Consider the following 21296-nt stretch of genomic DNA (forward strand, 5'->3'; position numbering starts at 1 on the left):
TATGCTTGGGCAAGATAAGTTTTCAGTGGCCCCATTTTAGTGGAATAGAGATGAAACGTATTGCGATAGTTGGCTGTGGCTGGTTTGGCTTACCTCTGGCCAAGACCCTGATAGCCCAAGGCTACCAGGTGAGTGGCACCAAGCGTTGTGCCCGGGATCTGCCTGGCCTGGCGCGCGCCGGCATAGCCGCATACGCCCTGGATCTCGATGCCCCGCAAGTGCCTGGCAATCCAGAGCCTCTGGCCGGGTTATTCGACAGTGACTTTCTGCTTGTCAATGTGCCGCCAAGGCTCAAGCAAGGCCACGAAGAATACCTCAACAGATTGCGCCGCCTGAAAGCCCTTATTGGCGACCGCCAGTATCAGCGGCTGATCTTTATCAGCAGCACTGGGGTGTATCCATCCCAGGCGCCCGGTGTAGAGTCCAGGGAGCTGACTGAGGCCGATGCCAGTGCCCATAGCCTTCAGAGCGAGACACTGCTGGCCGCCGAAGCCCTGTTCGGCGTCGAGCCCAACGCCTGCGTGCTGCGCTTCGCCGGCCTGGTGGGACCCAAGCGCCATCCGGGGCGCTTCCTCGCCGGCAAGAAAGATCTGCCCGGCGCCAATGTGGCGGTCAACTTGCTGCATCTGGACGACGGCATCCGCGCCGTGGCTTTGTTGTTGCAGCGCACGCAAAGCCACGGGCCTATCGCCCCCGTCTATAACCTCTGTGCACCAGGGCATCCGCCCAAGGGCGAATTTTATCGCCAGGCGGCGCTGAGCCTGGGGCTGGAGCCGCCTGAGTTTAATGCCGGCAGCGCGCCGGACAAGCGGATCCAGGGCAACAAGATCTGTGCTGAGCTAGGTTTCGAGTACCTGCACTGGGATCCCTATGTCATGTTGGACGCCTGCCGCTAGCCATACACGCAACACTGAAACTCACGAATAAACCTCAACCCAAGAGAGAGAGAGCGAAAGGAATGACATTGAAGACACTCTACGTCGGCGCCGCCCTGATATTCGGCCTGGCATTGAACCTGCCCGCAGAGGCGAAAAATTATGTCGAAGGCCAGGATTATGTCAAAGTCGGCGGCATTAGCGAGACCAAGACGCCCGTGCTGAGGGAATTTTTTTCCTACAATTGCCCGCACTGTTACCATAAGGATCCCCAGATCGCCGCGACTGTGGCCTTGCTTTCCAAGGATATCGACTTCGTCAGGACCCCCATAGGGGCCGGGCGCCCGGCTTGGATCTTGAGCCAGCAGGCCTATTATGTGTCCCAGAAGCTGAAGCTGACTGAGCAGGTGCATGCCAAGATCTTCAATCAGATCCATGAATTGGGCAAGGCATTCACCCGTCCGGAGCAGCTCAAGGCCTTCTTCGTCGCCCAAGGCGTCAGCCCTGAGGTGTTCGACGCCACCTTCAATTCGGTGGACAACAAATTCACCCTGTCCAATTACGATTTTCAGGCGCAGCTGGCCGAGATCAAGGCCGTGCCATCCCTGCTGGTGAACGGTCATTACCTGCTGAACCCAAGCTCCTTCTCGCCCAGCGAGCTGGCTGAGCTGGTACGCTATGTGGCGGCCCTGGCTGACTAACCCTGTCGCATCATTTTATTCGCCCGTCCGGCCTGCTGTGCCGGCGTGCGCTCCCCATGGGATGAGGCAAGATCAGGAGTCGTTATTTCGTTGGGCAAATGCCCATCTTTTGTAACATAAACTTCCCAACCACTCTGTCCCTCCCGCATCCCCGCCGCTTTTGGCTTCGACCTTGGTCTAAGGTCGAAGCCAAAATCTGTGAGTCACACCTCTCTAAATTCATCCCATCCTGTTGATTTATAGTTGTTTATTGTGTTTTGGTCGTCGATTGCTTCTCCCAGTTAGACTAAGGTCGCGATTGTGGTCACCCTTGGGCTTGTTAGATTAACCAAGACTTAACAATAAAACACTAAAGGGGAGTCGCTATGGGTTTTGAAAATAATGAAAAGGCCGCCGGCTATTGGCGTGAAAATTTACGCCTGGTCTTGGGGCTGCTCGCCATCTGGGCGGCGGTATCTTTCGGCTGCGGCATTCTGTTGGTCGATGTACTGAATCAAATCCACTTCATGGGCTTCAAACTGGGCTTCTGGTTTGCGCAGCAGGGCGCCATGTATGTATTCGTTGCACTTATTTTTGTCTACGTCGCCAAAGCGAATGCGTTGGACAAAAAATACAATGTTCATGAAGATTAAGGGGTAACGAGATGGATGTTCAAACATTAACCTATTTAATCGTCGGCTTTACCTTTGCGCTCTATATAGGGATCGCGATTTGGTCCAGGGCGGGGTCGACCAAGGAATTCTATGTTGCCGGCGGCGGTGTGCACCCTGTGATGAACGGGATGGCGACGGCGGCGGATTGGATGTCGGCGGCATCCTTCATCTCCCTCGCCGGCATAGTGTCATTCGTGGGCTACGACGGCTCTGTTTACCTGATGGGTTGGACAGGGGGCTACGTATTGTTGGCCCTGTGCATGGCGCCGTACCTGCGCAAATTCGGCAAGTTTACCGTGCCGGATTTCATCGGCGATCGTTATTACTCGCAGGCGGCGCGCACCGTGGCGGTTATCTGTGCCATCTTCATCTGCTTCACCTATATCGCGGGTCAGATGCGGGGTGTGGGTGTGGTGTTCTCGCGCTTCCTGGAAGTCGACGTAGAGACAGGTGTCTATATCGGCATGGCCGTGGTGTTCTTCTATGCGGTGCTCGGGGGAATGAAGGGCATCACCTATACCCAGGTGGCCCAATACTGCGTGTTGATCTTCGCCTTCATGGTGCCGGCCATCTTCATTTCGGTGATGATGACGGGTCACATCATTCCACAACTGGGCTTCGGCGCCGAATTGGTCGATGCCGCGGGGAATAGCACCGGGGTGTATCTGCTCGATAAGCTCGATGGCCTGTCGGCCGAGCTGGGTTTTTCCCAGTATACCCAAGGCGCCAAGAGCACCATCGATGTGTTTTTCATCACGGGCGCCCTGATGTTTGGTACCGCCGGGCTGCCACATGTGATAGTGCGCTTCTTTACCGTGCCTAAGGTGAAAGATGCCAGGGTCTCTGCCGGCTGGGCGCTGGTGTTTATCGCCATAATGTACACCACCATTCCGGCTCTGGCGGCCTTCTCCCGGGTGAACATGATAGAGACTATCAATGGGCCTGCGTCTACCGGGGTTGCCTATGAGACGGCACCCGAGTGGATCAAGAATTGGGAGAAGACGGGCCTCATTGCCTGGGACGACAAGAACGCCGATGGCAAGCTTTACTATGCCAAGGGCGAGCGCAACGAGATGAAGATCGACCGCGACATCATGGTGCTGGCGACCCCTGAAATTGCCAATCTGCCGGCCTGGGTGATTGCCCTGGTGGCTGCCGGTGGTCTGGCCGCGGCGCTGTCGACCTCCGCCGGTTTGCTGTTGGTTATCTCTACTTCCGTCTCACACGATCTGCTGAAGAAGAACCTGATGCCGGACATTTCCGACAAGAAAGAGCTGCTGTTTGCGCGTATCGCCGCGGCGCTGGGGATAGTCCTGGCCGGTTACTTCGGTATTCACCCTCCGGGTTTCGTGGCGGCGGTGGTGGCCATCGCCTTCGGACTGGCGGCCGCCTCGCTGTTCCCTGCGATCATCATGGGGATCTTTTCCCGCACCATGAATAAAGAAGGGGCGATTGCCGGCATGGTAACGGGTCTCCTGTTTACCGCGGCCTACATCATCTACTTCAAGTTTGTGAACCCGGCCGACAACAATCCGGCCAACTGGTTCCTGGGGATCTCGCCTGAAGGCATCGGCATGCTGGGCATGATGATTAACTTCATGGTGGCCTTCATGGTCAGCAAGGTGACCCGGGCCGTGCCACAGAATGTGGTGGATATGGTCGAGTCGATCCGTTTCCCCAGAGGGGCGGGTGAGGCCAGTGGCCACTAGTGGGTCTGGCTGAAAACGGCTTGGCCGGCAAGAGGTAAAATGCAGAAGGGCGCCGCGGCGCCCTTCTTGTTTGTGGCTTTAGTCGAATAGTCTTGCCCGTTGGCGCCGGGCTATAGTAACGGCTAAGGCCAAGACACGGAGAATGCGATGGAAACAGGCAAGATGGATGCGACCGAGCTGCAACCCGTGCTCGAGTTTCTCGGGCGGCAGGTGCCGTTCGATGCCCTGAGCCGTGAGGCACTGGCGCTTTGTTGTCGTTCCCTGGTGATAGGCTATTACGCCAAGGCCTCAGGTTATGTGGCCATGGATGCCAGTCGCCCCAGGCTGCACCTGGTGCGCAGCGGCGCCTTCGAGGTCCGTACCCCTGAGGGGGAGCTGATAGATCGCCTGGGGGAGGGCGATTGTTTCGGTTTCTCGTCCATGCTCAGCGGCGAAGAGATAGTCAACCGGGTGGTCATATTGGAAGATGGGCTGGTATATCATCTGGATGCAGATACCTTCGATGTGCTGCGACGCCAGAGCCGCGAATTCGATCGCTTCTTCAACCGCATGTTCGCCCAGCGGCTGCGCAACCAGGGGCGTTATCGGGCCAAAGAACTCGCCACCAGCCGCATCTGTGCCTTGATGACGGCCACCCCCATGAGCATAGACGGTCAGGCAAGCGTGACCGCGGCGGCGCAACTGATGCAACAACACAGGATCTCCTCCTTGCTGGTGACCGACGGCCTGGCGCTGAGCGGCATATTGACCGACAGGGACTTGCGCAATCGCGTCCTGGCAGCCGGGCTCGATGGCGGGGTCGCTGTGCACAGGGTGATGACGCCCAGGCCCGTCAGCCTCCAGGCCAACGCCTCTGTGTTCGAGGCCATGCAGCTGATGAGCGAGCATAACATTCACCATCTGCCCTTGTTGGAGCAGGGCAGGCCCGTGGGCATAGTGACCAGCACGGATCTGCTGCGCCGTCAGAGCTGCCAGCCGCTGCTGCTGATCGGCGAAATAGAACGCCAGACGGATCTCCCCGGCCTGGTGCAGGTGAGCAAGCAGCTGCCCTTGTTGCTGCAAAACCTCATAGGCGCAGATACCCGGGCCGAAGAAGTCGGGCGCATCCTGACCTCGGTCACGGATGCCTTGACCCGGCGCCTGCTGTTGCTCAACCAGGCCTTGCTGGGAGAGCCGCCCATGGCTTATTGCTGGCTGGCATTTGGCTCCCAGGGGCGCCAGGACCAGGCGGCCTGCTCGGATCAGGATAATGGCTTGCTGCTCGCCGAAGAGCCGGATGCCGAGGCACTCGGTTATTTTTCCGCTCTGAGCCGGGCGGTATGCGAGGGCCTGAGTCTCTGCGGTTTTCCCCTATGTCCAGGCAACATAATGGCGCAAAATCCCGACTGGTGCCTGTCGCTGACCCGGTGGCAGCAGCAGTTCGTCCAGTGGGTAGCGACACCCGATCCCGGGGCGCTGCTGCACGCCAGTATCTTCTTCGACATGCGCCCCGTGTTCGGCCCAGCCAGCCTGTTTGCCGCCCTGCAGGACAAGGTGTTGGCCGATACCCGCAAGAATGCGCTGTTTCTTGCCGCCCTGGCGGGCAATGCCTTGCAGACCTCGGCGCCGCTGGGCTTCTTCCGCACTTGGGTGCTGGAACGGGATGGCCGCGAGATCAAGGGGATAGACTTGAAACATAGGGGCAACGCCTTGATTAACGACATTGCCAGGGTGTATGCCCTGGCCGCCGGTATCAAGGAAGTCAACACTGCCCAGCGGATCCGCGCCGTCATGGCGCTGGGTGAGCTCAATCGTCAGGATGCGCTCAACCTGGCCGATGCCCAGGAGTTTATCGCCCATAGGCGCCTGGCCAATCAGGGGGCGCAATTCACCGCGGGCCAACCTATGTCAAATTACCTCAAGCCGGCGGATGTCTCCAGCCTGGTGCGGCACCAGCTCAGGGACGCCTTCAGGGTGGTGCATGAGGCGCAGGACGGCCTGCGCATGACCTTCCTGCGGCGCTTTTAACATGCTGTGGCTGTGAGCATGACCTTATGTATGACAGGATGAAGATGACAGACTTGGCGGATTTGCTCCTGTCGCCCATGGTGCATCGCTTGCTGCCGGGGCGCCTGCTCAGGCCCTGGCTGCGTCTCAACGCCAACAGGGCCAGGCAGACGCCGCTGGCGGCCTACTTAAGGGCGCTGGAGCCCTTGCTCGGCATGGCGGTGGCGCGGGCACCCATGATGGCGCTGGATCTGGAGATGACAGGACTCGACCCACGCAGGGATCAACTCCTCAGCATAGGCCTGGTGCCGATAGAGGCCGGCGAACTGCTCCTCGCCGGTGCCAGGCAGGTCTTGGTGCGCATCGATGCCAGTGTCGGCCATAGCGCCACCCTCCATGGCATAGTGGACAGGGAACTGGCGCAGGCCATGACCCAGAGCCAGGCCATGGACTGGTTGTTAACCCGGACCCGGGGACGCTTGCTGGTGGCCCATAATGCGCCTTTGGATCTGAGCTTTATCCGCCGGCGCATGCAGCTGGACCATGGCTTGGGGATCACCCTGCCGGCGGTCGATACCCTGAGACTGGAGCGGCGCCGTCTGCTGCGCCAGGCGCAGGACCTGACCCAGGGCAGCCTCAGGCTGGGGGCTTGCCGCAGCCGTTATGGCCTGCCGGGCTATGCCGGTCATCATGCCCTCGGCGATGCCCTGGCCTGCGGCGAATTGCTGCTGGCACAGCTCAGCGCCATGGGCGACGGCCTGACGGTCGCCGAGCTGCTGCGACTCTCATCCTAGCGCTAGCCTGGGGCAGGCAGAAAAGCCGCCTTAGATGCCAATATGCTGCAATACTGGATCTGAGGCTCTGCACTATTGATTTAGTGCCCATTGATTTAATGCCTGTTGGTTTGATGCCTGTTGGTTTGATGCATAGTCTTTAATACATAGTCTTTAATGCATTGCCTCAGTGAAGTAGCGTCTTTGAAATGCCAGATGCCCGTTATGCCGGCGCCCAGTACCGGCGACGCCTTCGATACGGATGGATTGCCATGTCAGCTGCCCAATTAATCCTTATCTCAGTGCTCATCGCCGCCATGGGCATGTTTCTCTGGGGCCGCTGGCGCCACGATGTGGTCGCCATGGCGGCGCTGCTGATCTGCATTTTTACCGGGGTGGTGCCTGCGGAGGACGCCTTCGGCGGTTTCGCCCACCCGGCGGTGATCACCGTCGCCTGTGTGCTGGTGCTGGGTCATGGGCTGCAGCAATCCGGCGCCATGAACCTGGTGGCGAAACGCCTGTTGCCCACCAAGGCGGGGCCGACCCTGAGCATCCTCTTGCTGCTGGGGTTGGCGGCCCTGCTGTCGGCCTTCATGAATAACGTGGGGGCGCTGGCGCTCTTGATGCCGATCGCCATTCAGATGGCGGCCAAGTTGCAACTGCCGGCGGGTAAGGTGTTGATGCCGCTGGCCTTCGGCTCAGTGCTCGGGGGCATGACGACCCTGATAGGCACCCCGCCCAATCTGATCGTCTCCAGCTTCAGGCAGGCAGAAGGCCTGCATGGCTTCAGCATGTTCGACTTTTCCCCCGTAGGCTTCACCGTCGCCTTCGCCGGCGTGCTCTTCATCGGCCTGCTCGGCTGGCGTCTGGTGCCGACACGCAAGCAAACGGGCAGCGCCGGTTTCGATACCGGGACTTACCTGAGTGAGGTGCGGATAGTGGAGGGCAGCAAGGCGGAAAAGATGAGCCTGCAGGATGCCGAGCGCTTGCTCGATGAGGCGGATGCCCAGATAGTGGCGCTGGTGAGGCGCGAGGTGCGCATCTCGGCCCCCAGTCCCAGGTTGGTGCTGCGCGCCGGCGATATCCTGGTGCTCGAGGTCGAGCCCGGCTCCCTGCCGGCGGCATTTTCCAGCCTGGGACTCAAGTTTGAAGCCGAGGTGGCCGCGGCCAGTAAGGAAGCGCCGGAGAAGCAGGCCGGGGCCGCAACACCCGCCGGAGGCAAAGCCGAGACGGCCAAGGCAAAGAAAGAGCTGGAGCAAGAGCAGGAGGACGGCCAGGAGACGAAAGCCAAGCAGGACGAAGTCGCGCTCCAGGAGCTGGTGGTGATGCCCAACGCCGCCCTGGTGAATCGCTCGGCGACGAACATAGATCTGCGCAGCCGTTATGGCATCAACCTGCTGGCCATCTCCCGTCAGGGACAACGCAGCATACGGCGTCTGCGTACCACCCAGATCCAGGCGGGCGACGTGTTGTTGGTGCAAGGCACGCCCGAGGCGCTCGGCGGTTTCGCCTCCCAATTCGGTTGCCTGCCGCTGGCGGAACGCGACATACGGGTGCCGCAGATGAGCCATGCGCTGCCGGCGTCGCTGATCATGGCGCTGGCGGTGTTGCTGGCGGCCTTAGGCATCTTGCCCACGGCCGTCGCCTTCGCCGCCGGTGCGCTCGCCTTCGTCATCCTTGGCATAGTGCCACTGAGATCCATCTACACCTCGGTCGATTGGCCCGTGGTGGTGCTGCTGGCGGCCATGCTGCCGATTGCCGATGCCATGGAGACGACAGGAATGGCCGACATGGCAGCGAAGCTGTTGTTGCAGCAGGTCGCTCAGGATCATGCCATCGCCGGGTTGGTGTTGCTGCTGGTGTTGACCATGTTCCTGTCGGACCTGATGAATAACGCCGCCACGGCGGCTGTCATGTGCCCCATAGGCATAAGCACTGCGATGCAGCTCGGCGTCAGTGCCGATGCCTTCCTGATGGCCATCGCCGTCGGGGCCTCGTGCGCCTTCCTGACGCCCATAGGCCACCAGAACAACACGCTGATCCTCGGCCCCGGCGGTTTCAGGTTCGGTGACTATTGGCGCATGGGACTCATGTTGGAGATCATAGTGGTGGCCGTCAGCGTGCCCATGCTGTTGTGGGTCTGGCCACTGTGACACCATCCCATGCATCAGAGTCCGGCCCGGAGCGCTATTGGTCCCAATAAGGGGTAGCCATGAACAGCCAGCCGGCTACCGTCGGCAAGCTGAGGAAATAGACATAGGCCTGCAACTGCTGATTGCTGCGCTTGGCGACCAGCTTGGTGATGAGCTCACCGGCACTGATCCAAATCAGGTGCGCACTGACGTTGAGCAGCGCCAGCTATCTTACACAGGTTCTGGCGAGTGTCCGCCGGGCATGAGGTTATGCTTTCAGGCGCATGTGGTAACGATTGAGGGTGACCCCATCTTCCTGATATTGGGCCTGATATTCAAGCCCCAGCTTGAGCAATACATTGATTGAGGCGGTGTTTTCGACGACGGCGTCGCCGACGACCTGGTCCAGCGCCATATGGGTCCTGGCATATTGCAGGCAAGCCCGCATGGCTTCGGTGGCATAACCTCGACCCCAATGTCGGGGTAACAAGCGGTAGCCTATGTCTGTTGCCATGATGCGGGTCTCATACTTGAAGCCACAGAAGCCTATGACTTCTTCAGTCTCTTTAAGCACCAGGGCCCAGCGGCCATAGCCGTATTTGGCATATTCCGCCAACCAAATATTCTCTATGACATTTGCTGCATCCTCAGGGGTCTTTACCATGCCGGCATCCCCGGTATAGCGGGTGACGCTTGGGTCGCTGTTGAAGGCGAATACTGCCTGAGTGTCGGCGATCTCGAACTCCCTGATAATGAGCCTGGGGGTTTGAGTGATGATTTTTCCCATAACTTGTCTTCCTAAATGGCTGTTACAATTTGATTTTTACTTTAACATAGGGTTAAAACCAAAACAGATGCAGTTTAGGTTAAATAAAACCAATACAGAATGCGTCGCTTTCACAGGCCGGGAATATGGCAGAGGTTAAGGTCAGTAAAGTCACAGGCAGTACATTCAAGTACCGTAAAATCGTCGATGAGACGATCCGTGCCATAGAGTTGGGGGCGCTGCGAGGGAAATTAGCTTCGGTGCGGGAATATGCCAAAAGTAAAGGGGTCGGGGTCTCTACAGTGACTCAAGCTTACTATGAGTTGGCCCGCCAGGGCTGGATAGTCGCAGAGCCCAAACGAGGTTATTTCGTCTGTCCCAAAGAGGTAAACAGGCAACCAGATTATGGCTGTCATTACCATAGGGGCTATGCCAACCAGGACTTGGTCAGGGCGGTACAATACTCCTTCAATGACCCGGATATCCTGCCTCTGTCCTGCACTGCCCCCAGCAGCGTCATAGACATAGAACCGGTTCTCAATCGCTTACATAAACAGGCGTTGAAGCAGCGGCCCTACAAGTTGCAGATGCAAGATCCCATAGAGGGCATAGCCGAGCTGAGGCAGGAAATCTGCCGTCATTTTTTTCGCTCAGGCCAAGTCTTCTCCCCACAGCAGTTGTTGATCACCAATGGCCGGAAAGAGTCGCTGTTGGTGGCGCTGGCTGCTGCCGGCTGCATGGGCAAGACGCTGGCGCTTGAGTCACCTGTGTCCTTCTATTTTCAAGCGATACTGAGCCAACTCAATGCCGATGTGATCGAGGTGCCGATACAGGCCAATTATGACGACGAGCTGGCATTGCTCACCCAAGCCCACAGGGCGCAGCCATTCAGTGCCTATCTGGTTAACCCGAGCTTTTCCGATCCCACGGGCAGAGTGTTATCCAGGGACAATAAGCTGGCGTTGATCTATTGGGCGCAAAGGCATGGAGTGACGCTGATAGAGTACGACAGGAGTGAGCTGTATTTTGGTGCCGAGCGTCCGGTCACTCTCGCCAGCCTGATTGCCGGCGAATGCGTCGAAGCCTCATCGGCCGGCGATTCATGGGCCACGGCCAAATGCAAACTCATCAGCATAGGGGGCTTTTACGACACCCTGTCGCCGAGCATCAGTCTGGGTTACCTGATATGTATCAATACCCTGGAAGAGTGCCAATACGCCAAACAAACGCTGGCCGAAGAGCCGGGTATCCTGTTGCAACACATGGTTAGCAGCTTGATGGCGTCCGGTGAATACCCCAAAATTTTGGCCAGACTCAGGCGCCAACTTAGGCTCAATTGTTTGAGCTGCATAGGCCTGTTGCAAACTGGATTACCTAATGGTGTTTACATGAGCCAGCCAGCGGGTGGCCCCTGTCTGTGGTTACAGCTGCCTGAAGGTTATTCGAGTGAGCTGCTCTGGTCGCATGTCATTGCCTCCAAATTGTCGATAGCGCCAGGGACGCAGTTTTCCTTCGACAGGCGATATGACAAGTGTTTTCGCATCACCTATGGACTTCCCTGGAATGAGGCTATGGTGGCGGGCTACCGTCGATTGGCGGACATCATTGCCGCGTTTCTCGTTGCTTAGTTGCAGCGAAGCCGGATTGTTTATCTTGGCGGGGCATGGCATCATGGGACTTATAATTGATAGTCAAGTCAGTCACATAGCTATTACAACCTCATGGTTATAGGTATGGTCAATGGTATGGCCAGCAGCACAGGAGATAGGATATGGAGTTGAGACAGGCCACGGCAGCCGACATAGGGCAGATCAGCGCATTGGTGACCGAGCTGGTGACCAAGTATATAGCGCCTGACTGCACGCCAGAAGGTGCAGGGTTACTCCTGAATGCCATGACACCCGAGGCCTTCGAGGGCTACTTGGCCGCAGGCTACAGGTATCATGTCGCCGACATGGCCGGAGCGATAGTGGGGCTTGTCGGCATCAAGGAAAATGCCCATCTGTACCATCTCTTTGTTGCAGACTCGCACCAGGGCCAGGGGCTATCCAGGCGTCTGTGGGAGCTGGCCAGGGAGGTGGCGCTGGCGGCGGGCAATGAAGGCGTGTTCACTGTCAATTCGGCGCTCAATGCCAAGGACGTCTATCTCAGGCTGGGGTTTGTCCCCTTGGCCGGCGTCAGGGAAAGGGCGGGGATCCGCGACATTCCCATGGAGCTGAGGCTCTGATGTCGGCTCTTGTCGCTGCTTCCATAAACAAAAAAGCCACCCGAGGGTGGCTTTTTTGTTGGCATGTCAAGCTTTTATAACAAAAACTATCTATTGCAGAAATAGTTGACCGCTTCTTTAACCAGTTCTATGCCCGTCTGCTCGCAGGGAGGCAGCTCGGCATCGCAGCTGGCGATAGGGGTGACACGCTCGCCCCATTTGAACAGCAGGGCCGCCGAGGTCAGGCCGGCACCGAAGGCGCAGGAGAGTATCGTCTGTCCAGGTTTGATCAGGCCTTTTTCCAGCGCATCGCAGATGGCGATGGGAATGGTGGCCGCCGAAGTGTTGCCATAGTTAGCGATATTGACGAAGGCCTTTTCTTTCGGGATCTTCATTTTGCTGACTAAGGTGTCTATGATGCGTTCGTTGGCCTGATGCGGGATCACCAGATCCACCGCATCCTTGTCGATGCCACACTTGTCCAGCACCTTGACGCTCAGCTTGTTCATGCCATTGATGGCACGCTTGAAAATTTCCTGACCTTCGAACTGGATGAAAAAGTCCAGTGAATCGGCGCTGAATCTGTCCATCGCGCTGCCGAAGTTGGCCTTGAGGATCTCACGGCCTTCGGGATCGTTGCTCAGCTCGTAACCTAACACCCCACCCTGAATGTCGCTGGCTTCGACCACGACGGCACCGGCACCATCGCCGAACAGCACTGCGGTTTCCCGGCGTGACCAGTCGAGGTAGAAGGACAGACGTTCGGCACCTATCACCAAGACCTTGCGACTCTGACCACTCTTGATCTGCGAGCTGGCGAGCCCCAGACCGTAGAGGAAACCACTGCAGGCGGCATTGATGTCGAAGGCGGCGCAGGTGGCACCTATGTTGGCCTGTACCGTCGAGGCTATGTTGGGGATCAGGGTATCAGGGCTGGCGGTCGCCAGGATGATCATGTCCAGTTCGCTGCCATCTATGCCGGCAGCGGCCAGGGCGCGCTTGGCAGCGAGCGAGGCCAACTCGGAAGTGTTGACGTGGCTGATGTGACGCTGGCTGATCCCTGTGCGTGACTTGATCCACTCATCCGAGGTTTCGATGAAGGTGCTGAGATCTTGGTTTGTTAGCGTCGCAGGTGGGACGCATTTTCCCCAACCTGTGATAGTGGCGTACTGCATTTGTTATTCTCTCAAATCAAAAAGGCGAGCCTCTGCTCGGGCGCCTGTGGTGGCTAAACGTGACTGCGTTTGCCAGATCTAGTTCACCTGCTGCGCGACGAGTTCGCGGATAGCCGTGGCGGCATGTAATATGTGCTGACGCAATAGTGTCGTCGCTTTCTCTATGTCTTTATTCCGACAATGACGAAGCAAATCCCTGTGATCTTGCTCTGCCTGGGGGATCCCGCCCGCCAGCAACAATTGCAGACGAATATACCTGTCGCAATTGGTGTTCAGTCCGTGTACGACCTCCAGCGTATGAGGTCGATTGGCCGCCCGATATAAACAGGTGTGGAAACGGGTATTGAGATCGCTCCAGCTGGCAACGGCATCTTCCTGCTTGAAGGCGGATTCCATCTGCTCCAGTACCTTCTCGGCCTGTTGCAGGTCTGCATCTTGCAGATTTGGGATGGCTTTGGCAAGTAGATCTGTCTCTATCATGGCCCGCAGCTCGAATAATTCCGTGACTTGCTCGACCGAGAGGATAGTTGCCGTGGCACCTTTGTGGGCCTCAAACTTGACCAGGCCTTCGGCTTCCAGCTGCAACAGGGCTTCACGCACCGGGATGCGGCTGACATTGAGTTGTTCGGCCAAGGCACTCTGACGTAGTGGCTCACCCGCTGCAATTTCGCCCGAAAGAATTCTTTCTCTCAGCACTTCCACCACAACCTGAGTGCGAGTCTTATGAACGATAGGGGTTGTTCTACTCATAGATTCCGTCTATTTAGTCACGATTTTATCTTGTCCGACCAAGATTACCGTTAACGAGTCGATAAATAAAGGGAAACCCCCGGGTTCCCTTCATTTAACCCAGAGGCGAACTAGCGTGAAACGACGTTGGACTTATCGCTCGTCAGCTCGGGGGGACGGAGGGGCGCGGGCATATTCTGGTAGCAGATAGGCCGCAGGAAACGCTGCATGGCCCTGACCCCGACCGAGGTCGAACGTACATCTGTGCTGGCAGGATAGGGGCCGCCGTGGTTCATGGCGTGACAGACTTCGACTCCGGTAGGCATCTGATTGAAGATCAGCCGCCCGACCCTGTGGCTGAGGATGTCGACCAGCTCGGGTTCGGCCAGCAGTTCCGCTTCCAGTCCATGCAGGGTGGCGGTGAGCTGGCCGTCCAGGGCCTCGGCGATGGCATACATCTCGTCCTTACTGGCGCAGCATACCACCAAGGCATAGGGGCCGAAGACTTCCTGCTGTAATTCGGGGCGACCGAGGAAGGCCGTTGCCGAAATGCGCAGTGCCGCGGGACGGGTATGGTGTTTCGCCGTTGCCGCCTTGCCCTGGGCCAGCAGTTCCATGCCGGGACGCTGCAACAAGGCGGCGAATTCCCGTTGGAAGCCGGCCGCTATGCCAGGGGTCAACATGGCGGCGGCGTCCTGGCTCGCCAGTTGTTGCGCCAAGGTGGCGAGATAGCCTTGCTGGGCCTCGCCGGGTGCCAGGATCACCAATCCCGGGCTGGTACAAAACTGACCATGGCCCATCATCATGGACTGAACTTGGCTGTTGGCCAGGGTTTCGGCCTGGGCTTTCAGGATGCCGGGCAACAGAAATTGTGGATTGGTTGACCCCAGCTCACCGTAGAAGGGGATGGGTTCAGGGCGCGCGGCACAGATGTCGGCCAGCAGGCGACCGACCCTCAGCGAGCCGGTGAAGCCGACGGCCTTGATGGCGTTGTGGCGTACCAGCGCCGCGGCAATCTCGGGCCTGTCGCTCTGCAACAGATTGAATACCCCGTCCGGCATGGCACATCTGGCGATGGCGCGTGCCAGCGCCAGGCTCACCCTTTCACTGGTGCCCGGATGGGCAGGATGGCCCTTGATGACGACGGGGCAACCCGCGGCCAGCGCCGAGGCGGTGTCGCCGCCCGCAGTCGAGAAGGCCAGCGGGAAATTGGAAGCACCGAAGACGGCGACGGGTCCAAGTGGCAAGCTGCCCAGGCGGATATCGGGTTTGGGCAAAGGGGTGCGATCCGCCTGGGGGAGATCCACATACACTGTCTCCAGCGGCTGACGCAACTGGCCGGCGAACAGTTTGAATTGACTGCAGGTGCGGGCCAGCTCGCCTTCCAGCCTGGCGGACGGCAGGCCGCTCTCCTGCTGGGCTGTGAGGACTATCTCATCCCTGTCAGCCTGTATCTCGGCGGCTATGGTGTCGAGAAACTCGGCCCGCTGGCGCGGCGAGGTGCGTCGGTAGGCCACGAAGGCCCCCGCCGCGGCGTTGGCGGCGCGCTCGACCTCGTCCATGCCGGCATTGGCGAACCACTCGGGCAGCGGCTGGTTGGCGACGGGATCGAAACGCTGAAACCCGCTGGCTTCTCCGCACCATTGACCATGGATGAAGTGCTGGCCGCTAAAGCGGGTGTCTTGCCCTTGATTAGGGTCTGGCTTGAGTCCTTGAATGGCTTGTTGCATGAATCCTCCTTATATCACCTGGAAACCTAAGGCGTAGGGATCGCTGTCATCGACAGTGATGCTGTTGTGGCCCGTGATCCGCGCCCAGCCCTGGATGCTGGGGCAGATGGCGTCAAATTTACCGACCCGGGTGACCGACTCTATCCGGCCGATAAACTGACTGCCTATGATGCTCTCATGGGTGTATTGCTCGCCGACTTGCAGTCGCCCCCTGGCATGCAGCTGAGCCAGGCGGGCGCTGGTGCCTGTGCCGCAGGGCGATCTGTCTATGGCCTTGTCACCGTAGAACACGGCGTTGGCGCCATCCGAGCCAGGGGTGAGGGTATCACCTGTCCAGAGCACGTGGGACACTCCCTGTACTGTGGCGTCGTCCGGGTGAACGCAACTGAGCTGCTCCCTGGCAATCTGACGCACTATTGGACTCCAGCGCAGGATCTCCGCCGCGCTCCAATGGCGCAGCCCGGGGAAATTTTCCTGGGGATCGACTATCACATAGTAGTTGCCGCCATAGGCCACATCGACCCTGAGTTCACCCAGCCCCGGCACTTCCAGGATGGCATCCCTGTGTGCCAGGTAGGCGGGTACATTGTAGATCCTGACCCAGTCGACCTTGGCGCCTGTCTGTTGGTAGTCGATGCGGATCTGCCCGGCCGGCACATCCAGGGTCAGCTTGCCCGGTTCTCTGGGCTGCAGCAGCCCGGATTCGATGGCGGCTGTGACTGTGCCTATGGTGCCGTGGCCACACATGGGCAGGCAGCCGCTGGTCTCTATGAATAGCACTGCCGCATCGGCGTTATCCGAGCAGGGCGGATAGAGAAAGGCGCCCGACATCATGTCGTGGCCCCTGGGCTCGAACATCAGCGCCTGACGGATCCAGTCGTGGTGTTCGAGGAAATCCTGGCGTTTTTCGCTCATGTTGCGACCCTGAAGATCCGGATGGCCACTGGTGACCAGGCGGACTGGGTTGCCGCAGGTGTGCGCGTCGACGCAAAAGAAAGTGCCTTTGATCATCTCAGCCTTGCTCCTTCAGCCTGTTAATTGAGGTTGTACTTGTCGAGATCTATCCGGGTCGCCAGGGCCTCGGCAACGAGGCGCTCGACATAGGCGCGCTCTTCGCCTATCAGCGGCAGGCGTGGCATGCGCACATTTTCACTGCCGCGGCCGACCAGTTGCTCCGCCAGCTTAATACATTGCACCAGGGTCGGGATAGTATCCAGGCGCAGCAGCGGCATGAACCAGCGATAGAGTTCTCTGGCCTCCTGGATGCGGCCGGCGCGGGCCAGCTTGAACAGGGTCACAGACTCGCGCGGGAACACATTGGTCAGGCCAGAGATCCAGCCGCAGGCGCCTAAGAGCAAGCTCTCAAGTGCGATATCGTCGACCCCACAGAGGATGGCGAAGCGCTCGCCGAAACGGCTCTGGAGTTCTGTCAGTCGGCGGGTGTCCGTGGTGGACTCCTTGATGGCCACTATGTTGGGCTCGTTGGCCAGTATCCCGGTCATCTCCAGGTTGATATCGACGCCGTAGCTCACAGGGTTGTTGTAGATCATGATGGGCAGGCGGGTTGCCCGGGCGACTGTCTGGTAGTGGGCTATGACTTCTCTGTCTGTGCCCCGGTACACCATGGCGGGCAGCAACATCAGGCCATCGACCCCAAGTTGCTCCACATCCTTGGCATAACCCGCCGCCAAGTCTGCGGTATTTTCGGTGCAGCCCGAGATGACCAGGATACGGCCACGGACGGTATCCAGGGTGTGACGGATGAAATCGCGCTTCTCCTGCGGGCTCAGGGAGGCATTTTCGCCGATAGTGCCCAGGGCTATGATGCCATCTATGCCGTCGGCGATCAGGGCTTCCAACATGCGGGCATTTGACGCATAGTCGATGCTGCCATCCTGATTGAATTGGGTAGAAATTGCCGGAAAAACACCTTGCCAGTTTACTTTCATCTGTGGACCTCTTCATGTCTCATAGTGGGGTATTGCTTTCGGTATAGGGTGGATTCTTCCATAAAGAAGATATATTGTATACAATAATTGCTTAAAAATATTCCCAGGCTTGAAAACTGGCGATTTGCATGAAGCTACAGACTCAAGCATGCGGCACAAATATGAAGATAACAGAAGGAATCGACCATGCATCAGTTCGACCTCAGCGAAGAGGCTTTGGCGCGCTATCGCCAATTTAGCTGCCTGGATGTCCACACCGAAGGCGAGCCGTTAAGGATCATCACGTCGGGTTACCCAGAGATCCCCGGCGACACCATGCTCGCCAAGCGCCAGTATTTGACGGCGCACCTGGATAGTTATCGCAGCTTGCTGATGCATGAACCCAGGGGCCATGCCGACATGTATGGCGCCCTGATCACCGAGGCGGTGACGCCCGAGGCGGATTTCGGCGTGCTCTTCATGCATAACCAAGGCTACAGCAGCATGTGTGGTCACGGCATTTTGGGGCTGCTCAAGGCCGCCTGCGAGACAGGGGCCATCACACTCTCAAGGGGGCCAAGAGCCATAGGCATAGATACGCCGGCGGGATTGGTGAGGGCCAGCGTCGAGCGCCTGGACGACGGGTCGCTCCACGCCAGTTTCTTGAATGTGCCTTCCTGGGCCGAGGCGCTCGATTGCAGCGTCAAGGTGCCTGAACTGGGAGTCATAGCCTATGATATCGGCTTTGGCGGCGCCTATTATGCCTACGTGGATGCCGACAGGTATGGCATCAGCTGCCGGGCCGACAATCAGGCCCGGCTGATAGCGCTTGGCCAAAGCATCAAACAGGCTGTGATGGCGGTCCATCCGCTGACGCATCCCCTGGAAGCCGACTTGAGTTTCCTCTATGGCACTATATTTACCTCCAGAGAGGTCACAGATCCCGGGGCCCATTCCCGCCATGTGTGTATCTTTGCCGACGGTGAGCTCGACAGATCCCCCACAGGCACAGGGGTTGCCGGTCGCATCGCCCTGCTGATGGCCAGAAACGAGGCGCAGTTGGGGCAAGCCTTGACCATAGAAAGCATAGTGGATGGCAGAATGACGGTCACAGGGGTGGAACGGGTCGGCTATCAGACCAAGGATGCGGTGATCGCCCGCGTCTCGGGCCGGGCCTTCATCACAGGGCGGCAGCAATTTCTGCTCGATCCCCAGGATGTGTTTCAAACGGGTTTCATGCTGGCGCGCTAGTGCCGGCTCAGTGTCAGGACAGAGTATGAGTATCGAATCAACACCGGGGGCGCAGCAGACCCTGACGATAGTGGGTGCCGGCATAGTGGGGCTGGCGAGTGCGCTTGCCTTGCAACGCGCGGGTTTCAAGGTGCGGGTCCTGGATAAGACAGGCGTCGCGGCCGGCGCTTCCAAGGGCAATGCCGGTCATTTCGGCACTGAGCAGGTATTTCCACTGGCGGATCCCGCCTTATTGCTCAAACTGCCCGGCATGCTGCTCGATCCCCTTGGGCCCTTCAGGATCCGGCCCCAATATTTCTTCAAGGCCTTGCCCTGGTTCATGCGCTTCATGCTGAACATGTTGCCCGCCAGGCGGGCACATAACACCCGGGCCATCAGGGCATTGAACCAGAAGGCCATAGGCGCCATGCAGCAACTGGTCAGCTTCTGCGATTGCGAACCCCTGTTGGTGCTCAATGGCAGCTTGTTGGTGTTTGAAACGACCCCAAGGGCCGAGGTGGAGGCGGAATATCGGCGTTATGCCGCTGCCGGGGTGGCCGTGCGCTTGCTGGACGGCGACGCAGTGCAGGCATTGGAGCCGACATTGAGCCGAGACATCCGCCATGGCCTGTATTTCACCCAGGTGGGTCATACCCCGGATCCTCAGGGGCTATGTGAGGCGATGGCGCGCAAATTTGTCTCCCTGGGAGGCGAGCTGGTCATCGGCGAGCTGGCGCAGATCCAGACCCAAGGCGGCTTGAGCCTGAGAACGACCGAGGGCAATGTGTGGCAGACCGAACATCTATTGCTCGCCGCCGGCGCCTGGTCGACACCGTTCGCCAGACAAATAGGCCATAAGGTGCCACTGGAAACCGAACGCGGCTATCATCTGATGATGCCGCAACACAGCGGTCTGTCGCGGCCCGTGGCCTCTTTCGAGCGCAAGTTCATCATCACCCCCATGACACAGGGTACCCGGCTCGCGGGCACGGTAGAATTTGGCGGGCTGAAGGCGCCCATGTCGCCCGCCAGAGCAGATTGCCTGTTCGAGCATGCCAGGGTATTGCTGCCGCAGATCTTCGCGACTGCCAGGGTTAGCGATGGCGAGCGCTGGATGGGCTTTCGCCCTTCTTTACCCGATAGCCTGCCCGTCATAGGCAAGAGCAATGTGGATAGGGTGTACTTTTCCTTCGGTCATCAGCATCTTGGGCTGACCTGGGCGGCGATCAGCGCCAATCTGCTGGAGCAGGTCATTCTGGGCAAGCAGCCCGAGTTAGATATGGCACCTTATAGAGTACAAAGATTTGATTGAGCTGACGGCATCAGCTGGTGACCTGTGGATGCAGATGAACCCGGCTTTAAGTTCGCGGTGCAATTTACCCGGATGAATGGGATAATGGCGGGCAATAGCGATTAGGGAGCATTACAGTGAGCCGAGCCGTATTTTTAGACAGAGATGGCGTTATCAACAAAGATCTGGGTTATGTCCATACTGTGGACGACTTCGAGTACATAGAAGGTGTGTTCGATGCCTGTAGGGCGCTCAAGAGTTTGGGTTATAAACTTGTGGTGGTGACTAATCAGTCGGGTATCGCCCGTGGTATGTACACCGAAGATCAATTCCATAGCTTGACAGAATGGATGGATTGGAACTTTGCCGACAAGGGCGTGGAGCTCGACGGTATCTATTATTGCCCGCACCATGCCGAAAAAGGCCTGGGTGAATACAAGCTAGACTGTGACTGCCGTAAGCCTAAACCCGGTATGCTGAACTCGGCCGCCGAGTTCCTCAAGCTGGATTTAAGCGAGTCTGTCATGGTGGGCGATAAGCGGGATGATATGCTGGCCGCCAAGGCCGCGGGCATAGCAACGCGGATACTGGTGCGCAGTGGCGAAGCCCTTGATGAAGCCGGCATCGCCGAAGCGACTGTGGTGCTCGACAGCATCGCCGATGTGCCAGCCTATCTCAAAGGGCTGGCATAAAGGACTGGCTTGAGCTTAGCTTAAAGGGCTAGCTTAAAGGGCTAGCTTAAAGGGCAGGCTCGAAAGATAGCCGGGCTTAACTTAAGCAGCACAGCCTGGTGCGGGCCGGACATCAGGCATAGACTGAATACAGGGATTGAGTGATAATCGGTGACTATTCGGCTGCAAATCACTCTTTTTGGTTAAAAGCTGTGCATCCGAACCCGGTTTTGCGAAAATCTGTGTTTTAGGGGTTGCGGTAAAATCTGTCTTCCCTATAATGCGCATCCACTGACCCAAGGGGGTCGAGGTTAAAAGCTGAACAAGCCGCTAGCCATGCTCTTTAACAATTTATCAAGCAAATCTGTGTGGACACTCACAGGTGTTGAGTTAATCGAAACTGCTCGCTCTTGGCATTAGCCTTAGGGTTGGCAGTCAAAATTTAAATCAATGTTTTCAAGCTTCTCATCCTTAATAGGATGAGCAGTTGAGTGTTCATAGTAATATGTACTTACAGTAATGTAAGTATTGAAACGCAATGCTTCTTAGTGAGCAATGCGAATCAAAACAGTAGAATTCATTGAGCCGTTTCTTCACTCTTTATGGGTGAGAAGCAAAAAACTTTAATTGAAGAGTTTGATCATGGCTCAGATTGAACGCTGGCGGCAGGCCTAACACATGCAAGTCGAGCGGCAGCGGGAAGATAGCTTGCTATCTTTGCCGGCGAGCGGCGGACGGGTG

The 21296-nt window shown here is 58.0% G+C and carries 18 protein-coding genes and 1 rRNA gene; 13 read left to right on the forward strand and 6 right to left on the reverse strand.

The features are described from left to right. Window positions 1–50 precede the first annotated feature (50 nt). The 7 genes from LZP73_RS11970 (at window position 51) to LZP73_RS12000 (ending at window position 8850) form a co-directional block, all read left to right on the forward strand. Entirely contained in the window at window positions 51–896 is an 846-nt protein-coding gene (locus LZP73_RS11970; protein WP_234235221.1) for an SDR family oxidoreductase, read from the forward strand. Window positions 897–964: 68 nt separating this feature from the next. Further along, the gene (locus LZP73_RS11975) at window positions 965–1576 is read left to right on the forward strand and encodes a thiol:disulfide interchange protein DsbA/DsbL (RefSeq protein ID WP_234235222.1); all 612 of its coding nucleotides are present in this window, start codon (window positions 965–967) and stop codon (window positions 1574–1576) included. 365 nt (window positions 1577–1941) lie between these two features. Then, complete coding sequence (locus LZP73_RS11980; protein WP_169564849.1) at window positions 1942–2208, forward strand: DUF4212 domain-containing protein; 267 nt, start codon at window positions 1942–1944, stop codon at window positions 2206–2208. Window positions 2209–2219: 11 nt separating this feature from the next. Beyond that, the gene (locus LZP73_RS11985) at window positions 2220–3938 is read left to right on the forward strand and encodes a sodium:solute symporter family protein (RefSeq protein WP_234235223.1); all 1719 of its coding nucleotides are present in this window, start codon (window positions 2220–2222) and stop codon (window positions 3936–3938) included. A gap of 162 nt (window positions 3939–4100) precedes the next feature. Then, window positions 4101–5945, forward strand: a complete 1845-nt coding sequence (locus LZP73_RS11990; protein ID WP_234235284.1) for a DUF294 nucleotidyltransferase-like domain-containing protein — start codon at window positions 4101–4103, stop codon at window positions 5943–5945. 77 nt (window positions 5946–6022) lie between these two features. After that, window positions 6023–6718: an exonuclease domain-containing protein gene (locus tag LZP73_RS11995; RefSeq protein ID WP_442800741.1), complete on the forward strand. Its 696-nt coding sequence runs from the start codon at window positions 6023–6025 to the stop codon at window positions 6716–6718. A gap of 251 nt (window positions 6719–6969) precedes the next feature. Next, window positions 6970–8850, forward strand: a complete 1881-nt coding sequence (locus tag LZP73_RS12000; RefSeq protein ID WP_234235225.1) for an SLC13 family permease — start codon at window positions 6970–6972, stop codon at window positions 8848–8850. Window positions 8851–9097: 247 nt separating this feature from the next. Here the strand turns inward: LZP73_RS12000 and LZP73_RS12005 are convergent, their stop codons facing one another. Then, a complete protein-coding gene (locus LZP73_RS12005; protein ID WP_234235226.1) occupies window positions 9098–9616 on the reverse strand; it encodes a GNAT family N-acetyltransferase in 519 nt (172 codons plus the stop codon). A gap of 125 nt (window positions 9617–9741) precedes the next feature. Between LZP73_RS12005 and LZP73_RS12010 the strand changes: the two genes are divergently transcribed. Then, complete coding sequence (locus tag LZP73_RS12010) at window positions 9742–11223, forward strand: aminotransferase-like domain-containing protein (protein ID WP_234235227.1); 1482 nt, start codon at window positions 9742–9744, stop codon at window positions 11221–11223. Between the two features lie 143 nt (window positions 11224–11366). Beyond that, window positions 11367–11822 carry a GNAT family N-acetyltransferase gene (locus LZP73_RS12015; RefSeq protein WP_234235228.1) on the forward strand — a complete coding sequence of 152 codons (456 nt, stop codon included), beginning with the start codon at window positions 11367–11369 and terminating at the stop codon, window positions 11820–11822. Between the two features lie 86 nt (window positions 11823–11908). Here LZP73_RS12015 and LZP73_RS12020 read toward each other — a convergent pair whose 3' ends face one another. From LZP73_RS12020 to LZP73_RS12040, 5 genes are all read right to left on the reverse strand, one after another. After that, window positions 11909–12976, reverse strand: coding sequence for a ketoacyl-ACP synthase III (locus tag LZP73_RS12020; RefSeq protein ID WP_234235229.1), 1068 nt, complete (start codon window positions 12974–12976; stop codon window positions 11909–11911). Between the two features lie 78 nt (window positions 12977–13054). After that, window positions 13055–13726 (reverse strand): GntR family transcriptional regulator, encoded by a 672-nt coding sequence (locus tag LZP73_RS12025; RefSeq protein ID WP_234235230.1) that lies wholly within the window; start codon window positions 13724–13726, stop codon window positions 13055–13057. 110 nt (window positions 13727–13836) lie between these two features. Then, window positions 13837–15435, reverse strand: coding sequence for an aldehyde dehydrogenase (NADP(+)) (locus LZP73_RS12030; protein WP_234235231.1), 1599 nt, complete (start codon window positions 15433–15435; stop codon window positions 13837–13839). 9 nt (window positions 15436–15444) lie between these two features. Then, window positions 15445–16446, reverse strand: coding sequence for a 4-hydroxyproline epimerase (locus LZP73_RS12035; RefSeq protein WP_234235232.1), 1002 nt, complete (start codon window positions 16444–16446; stop codon window positions 15445–15447). Window positions 16447–16469: 23 nt separating this feature from the next. Then, complete coding sequence (locus tag LZP73_RS12040; RefSeq protein ID WP_234235233.1) at window positions 16470–17384, reverse strand: dihydrodipicolinate synthase family protein; 915 nt, start codon at window positions 17382–17384, stop codon at window positions 16470–16472. Between the two features lie 186 nt (window positions 17385–17570). On the opposite strand from LZP73_RS12040, the gene LZP73_RS12045 reads away from it, so the two are divergent. From LZP73_RS12045 to LZP73_RS12060, 4 genes are all read left to right on the forward strand, one after another. Continuing rightward, window positions 17571–18614 carry a proline racemase family protein gene (locus LZP73_RS12045; RefSeq protein ID WP_234235234.1) on the forward strand — a complete coding sequence of 348 codons (1044 nt, stop codon included), beginning with the start codon at window positions 17571–17573 and terminating at the stop codon, window positions 18612–18614. Between the two features lie 25 nt (window positions 18615–18639). Further along, window positions 18640–19905, forward strand: coding sequence for an NAD(P)/FAD-dependent oxidoreductase (locus LZP73_RS12050; protein WP_234235235.1), 1266 nt, complete (start codon window positions 18640–18642; stop codon window positions 19903–19905). Window positions 19906–20021: 116 nt separating this feature from the next. Beyond that, entirely contained in the window at window positions 20022–20576 is a 555-nt protein-coding gene (gene gmhB, locus LZP73_RS12055) for a D-glycero-beta-D-manno-heptose 1,7-bisphosphate 7-phosphatase (protein ID WP_234235236.1), read from the forward strand. A 603-nt stretch (window positions 20577–21179) separates the two neighbouring features. Continuing rightward, window positions 21180–21296, forward strand: a 16S ribosomal RNA gene (locus LZP73_RS12060); the annotation flags it as partial.

Source organism: Shewanella sp. AS16, from assembly GCF_021412365.1.
Classification (GTDB): Bacteria; Pseudomonadota; Gammaproteobacteria; order Enterobacterales; family Shewanellaceae; genus Shewanella; species Shewanella salipaludis.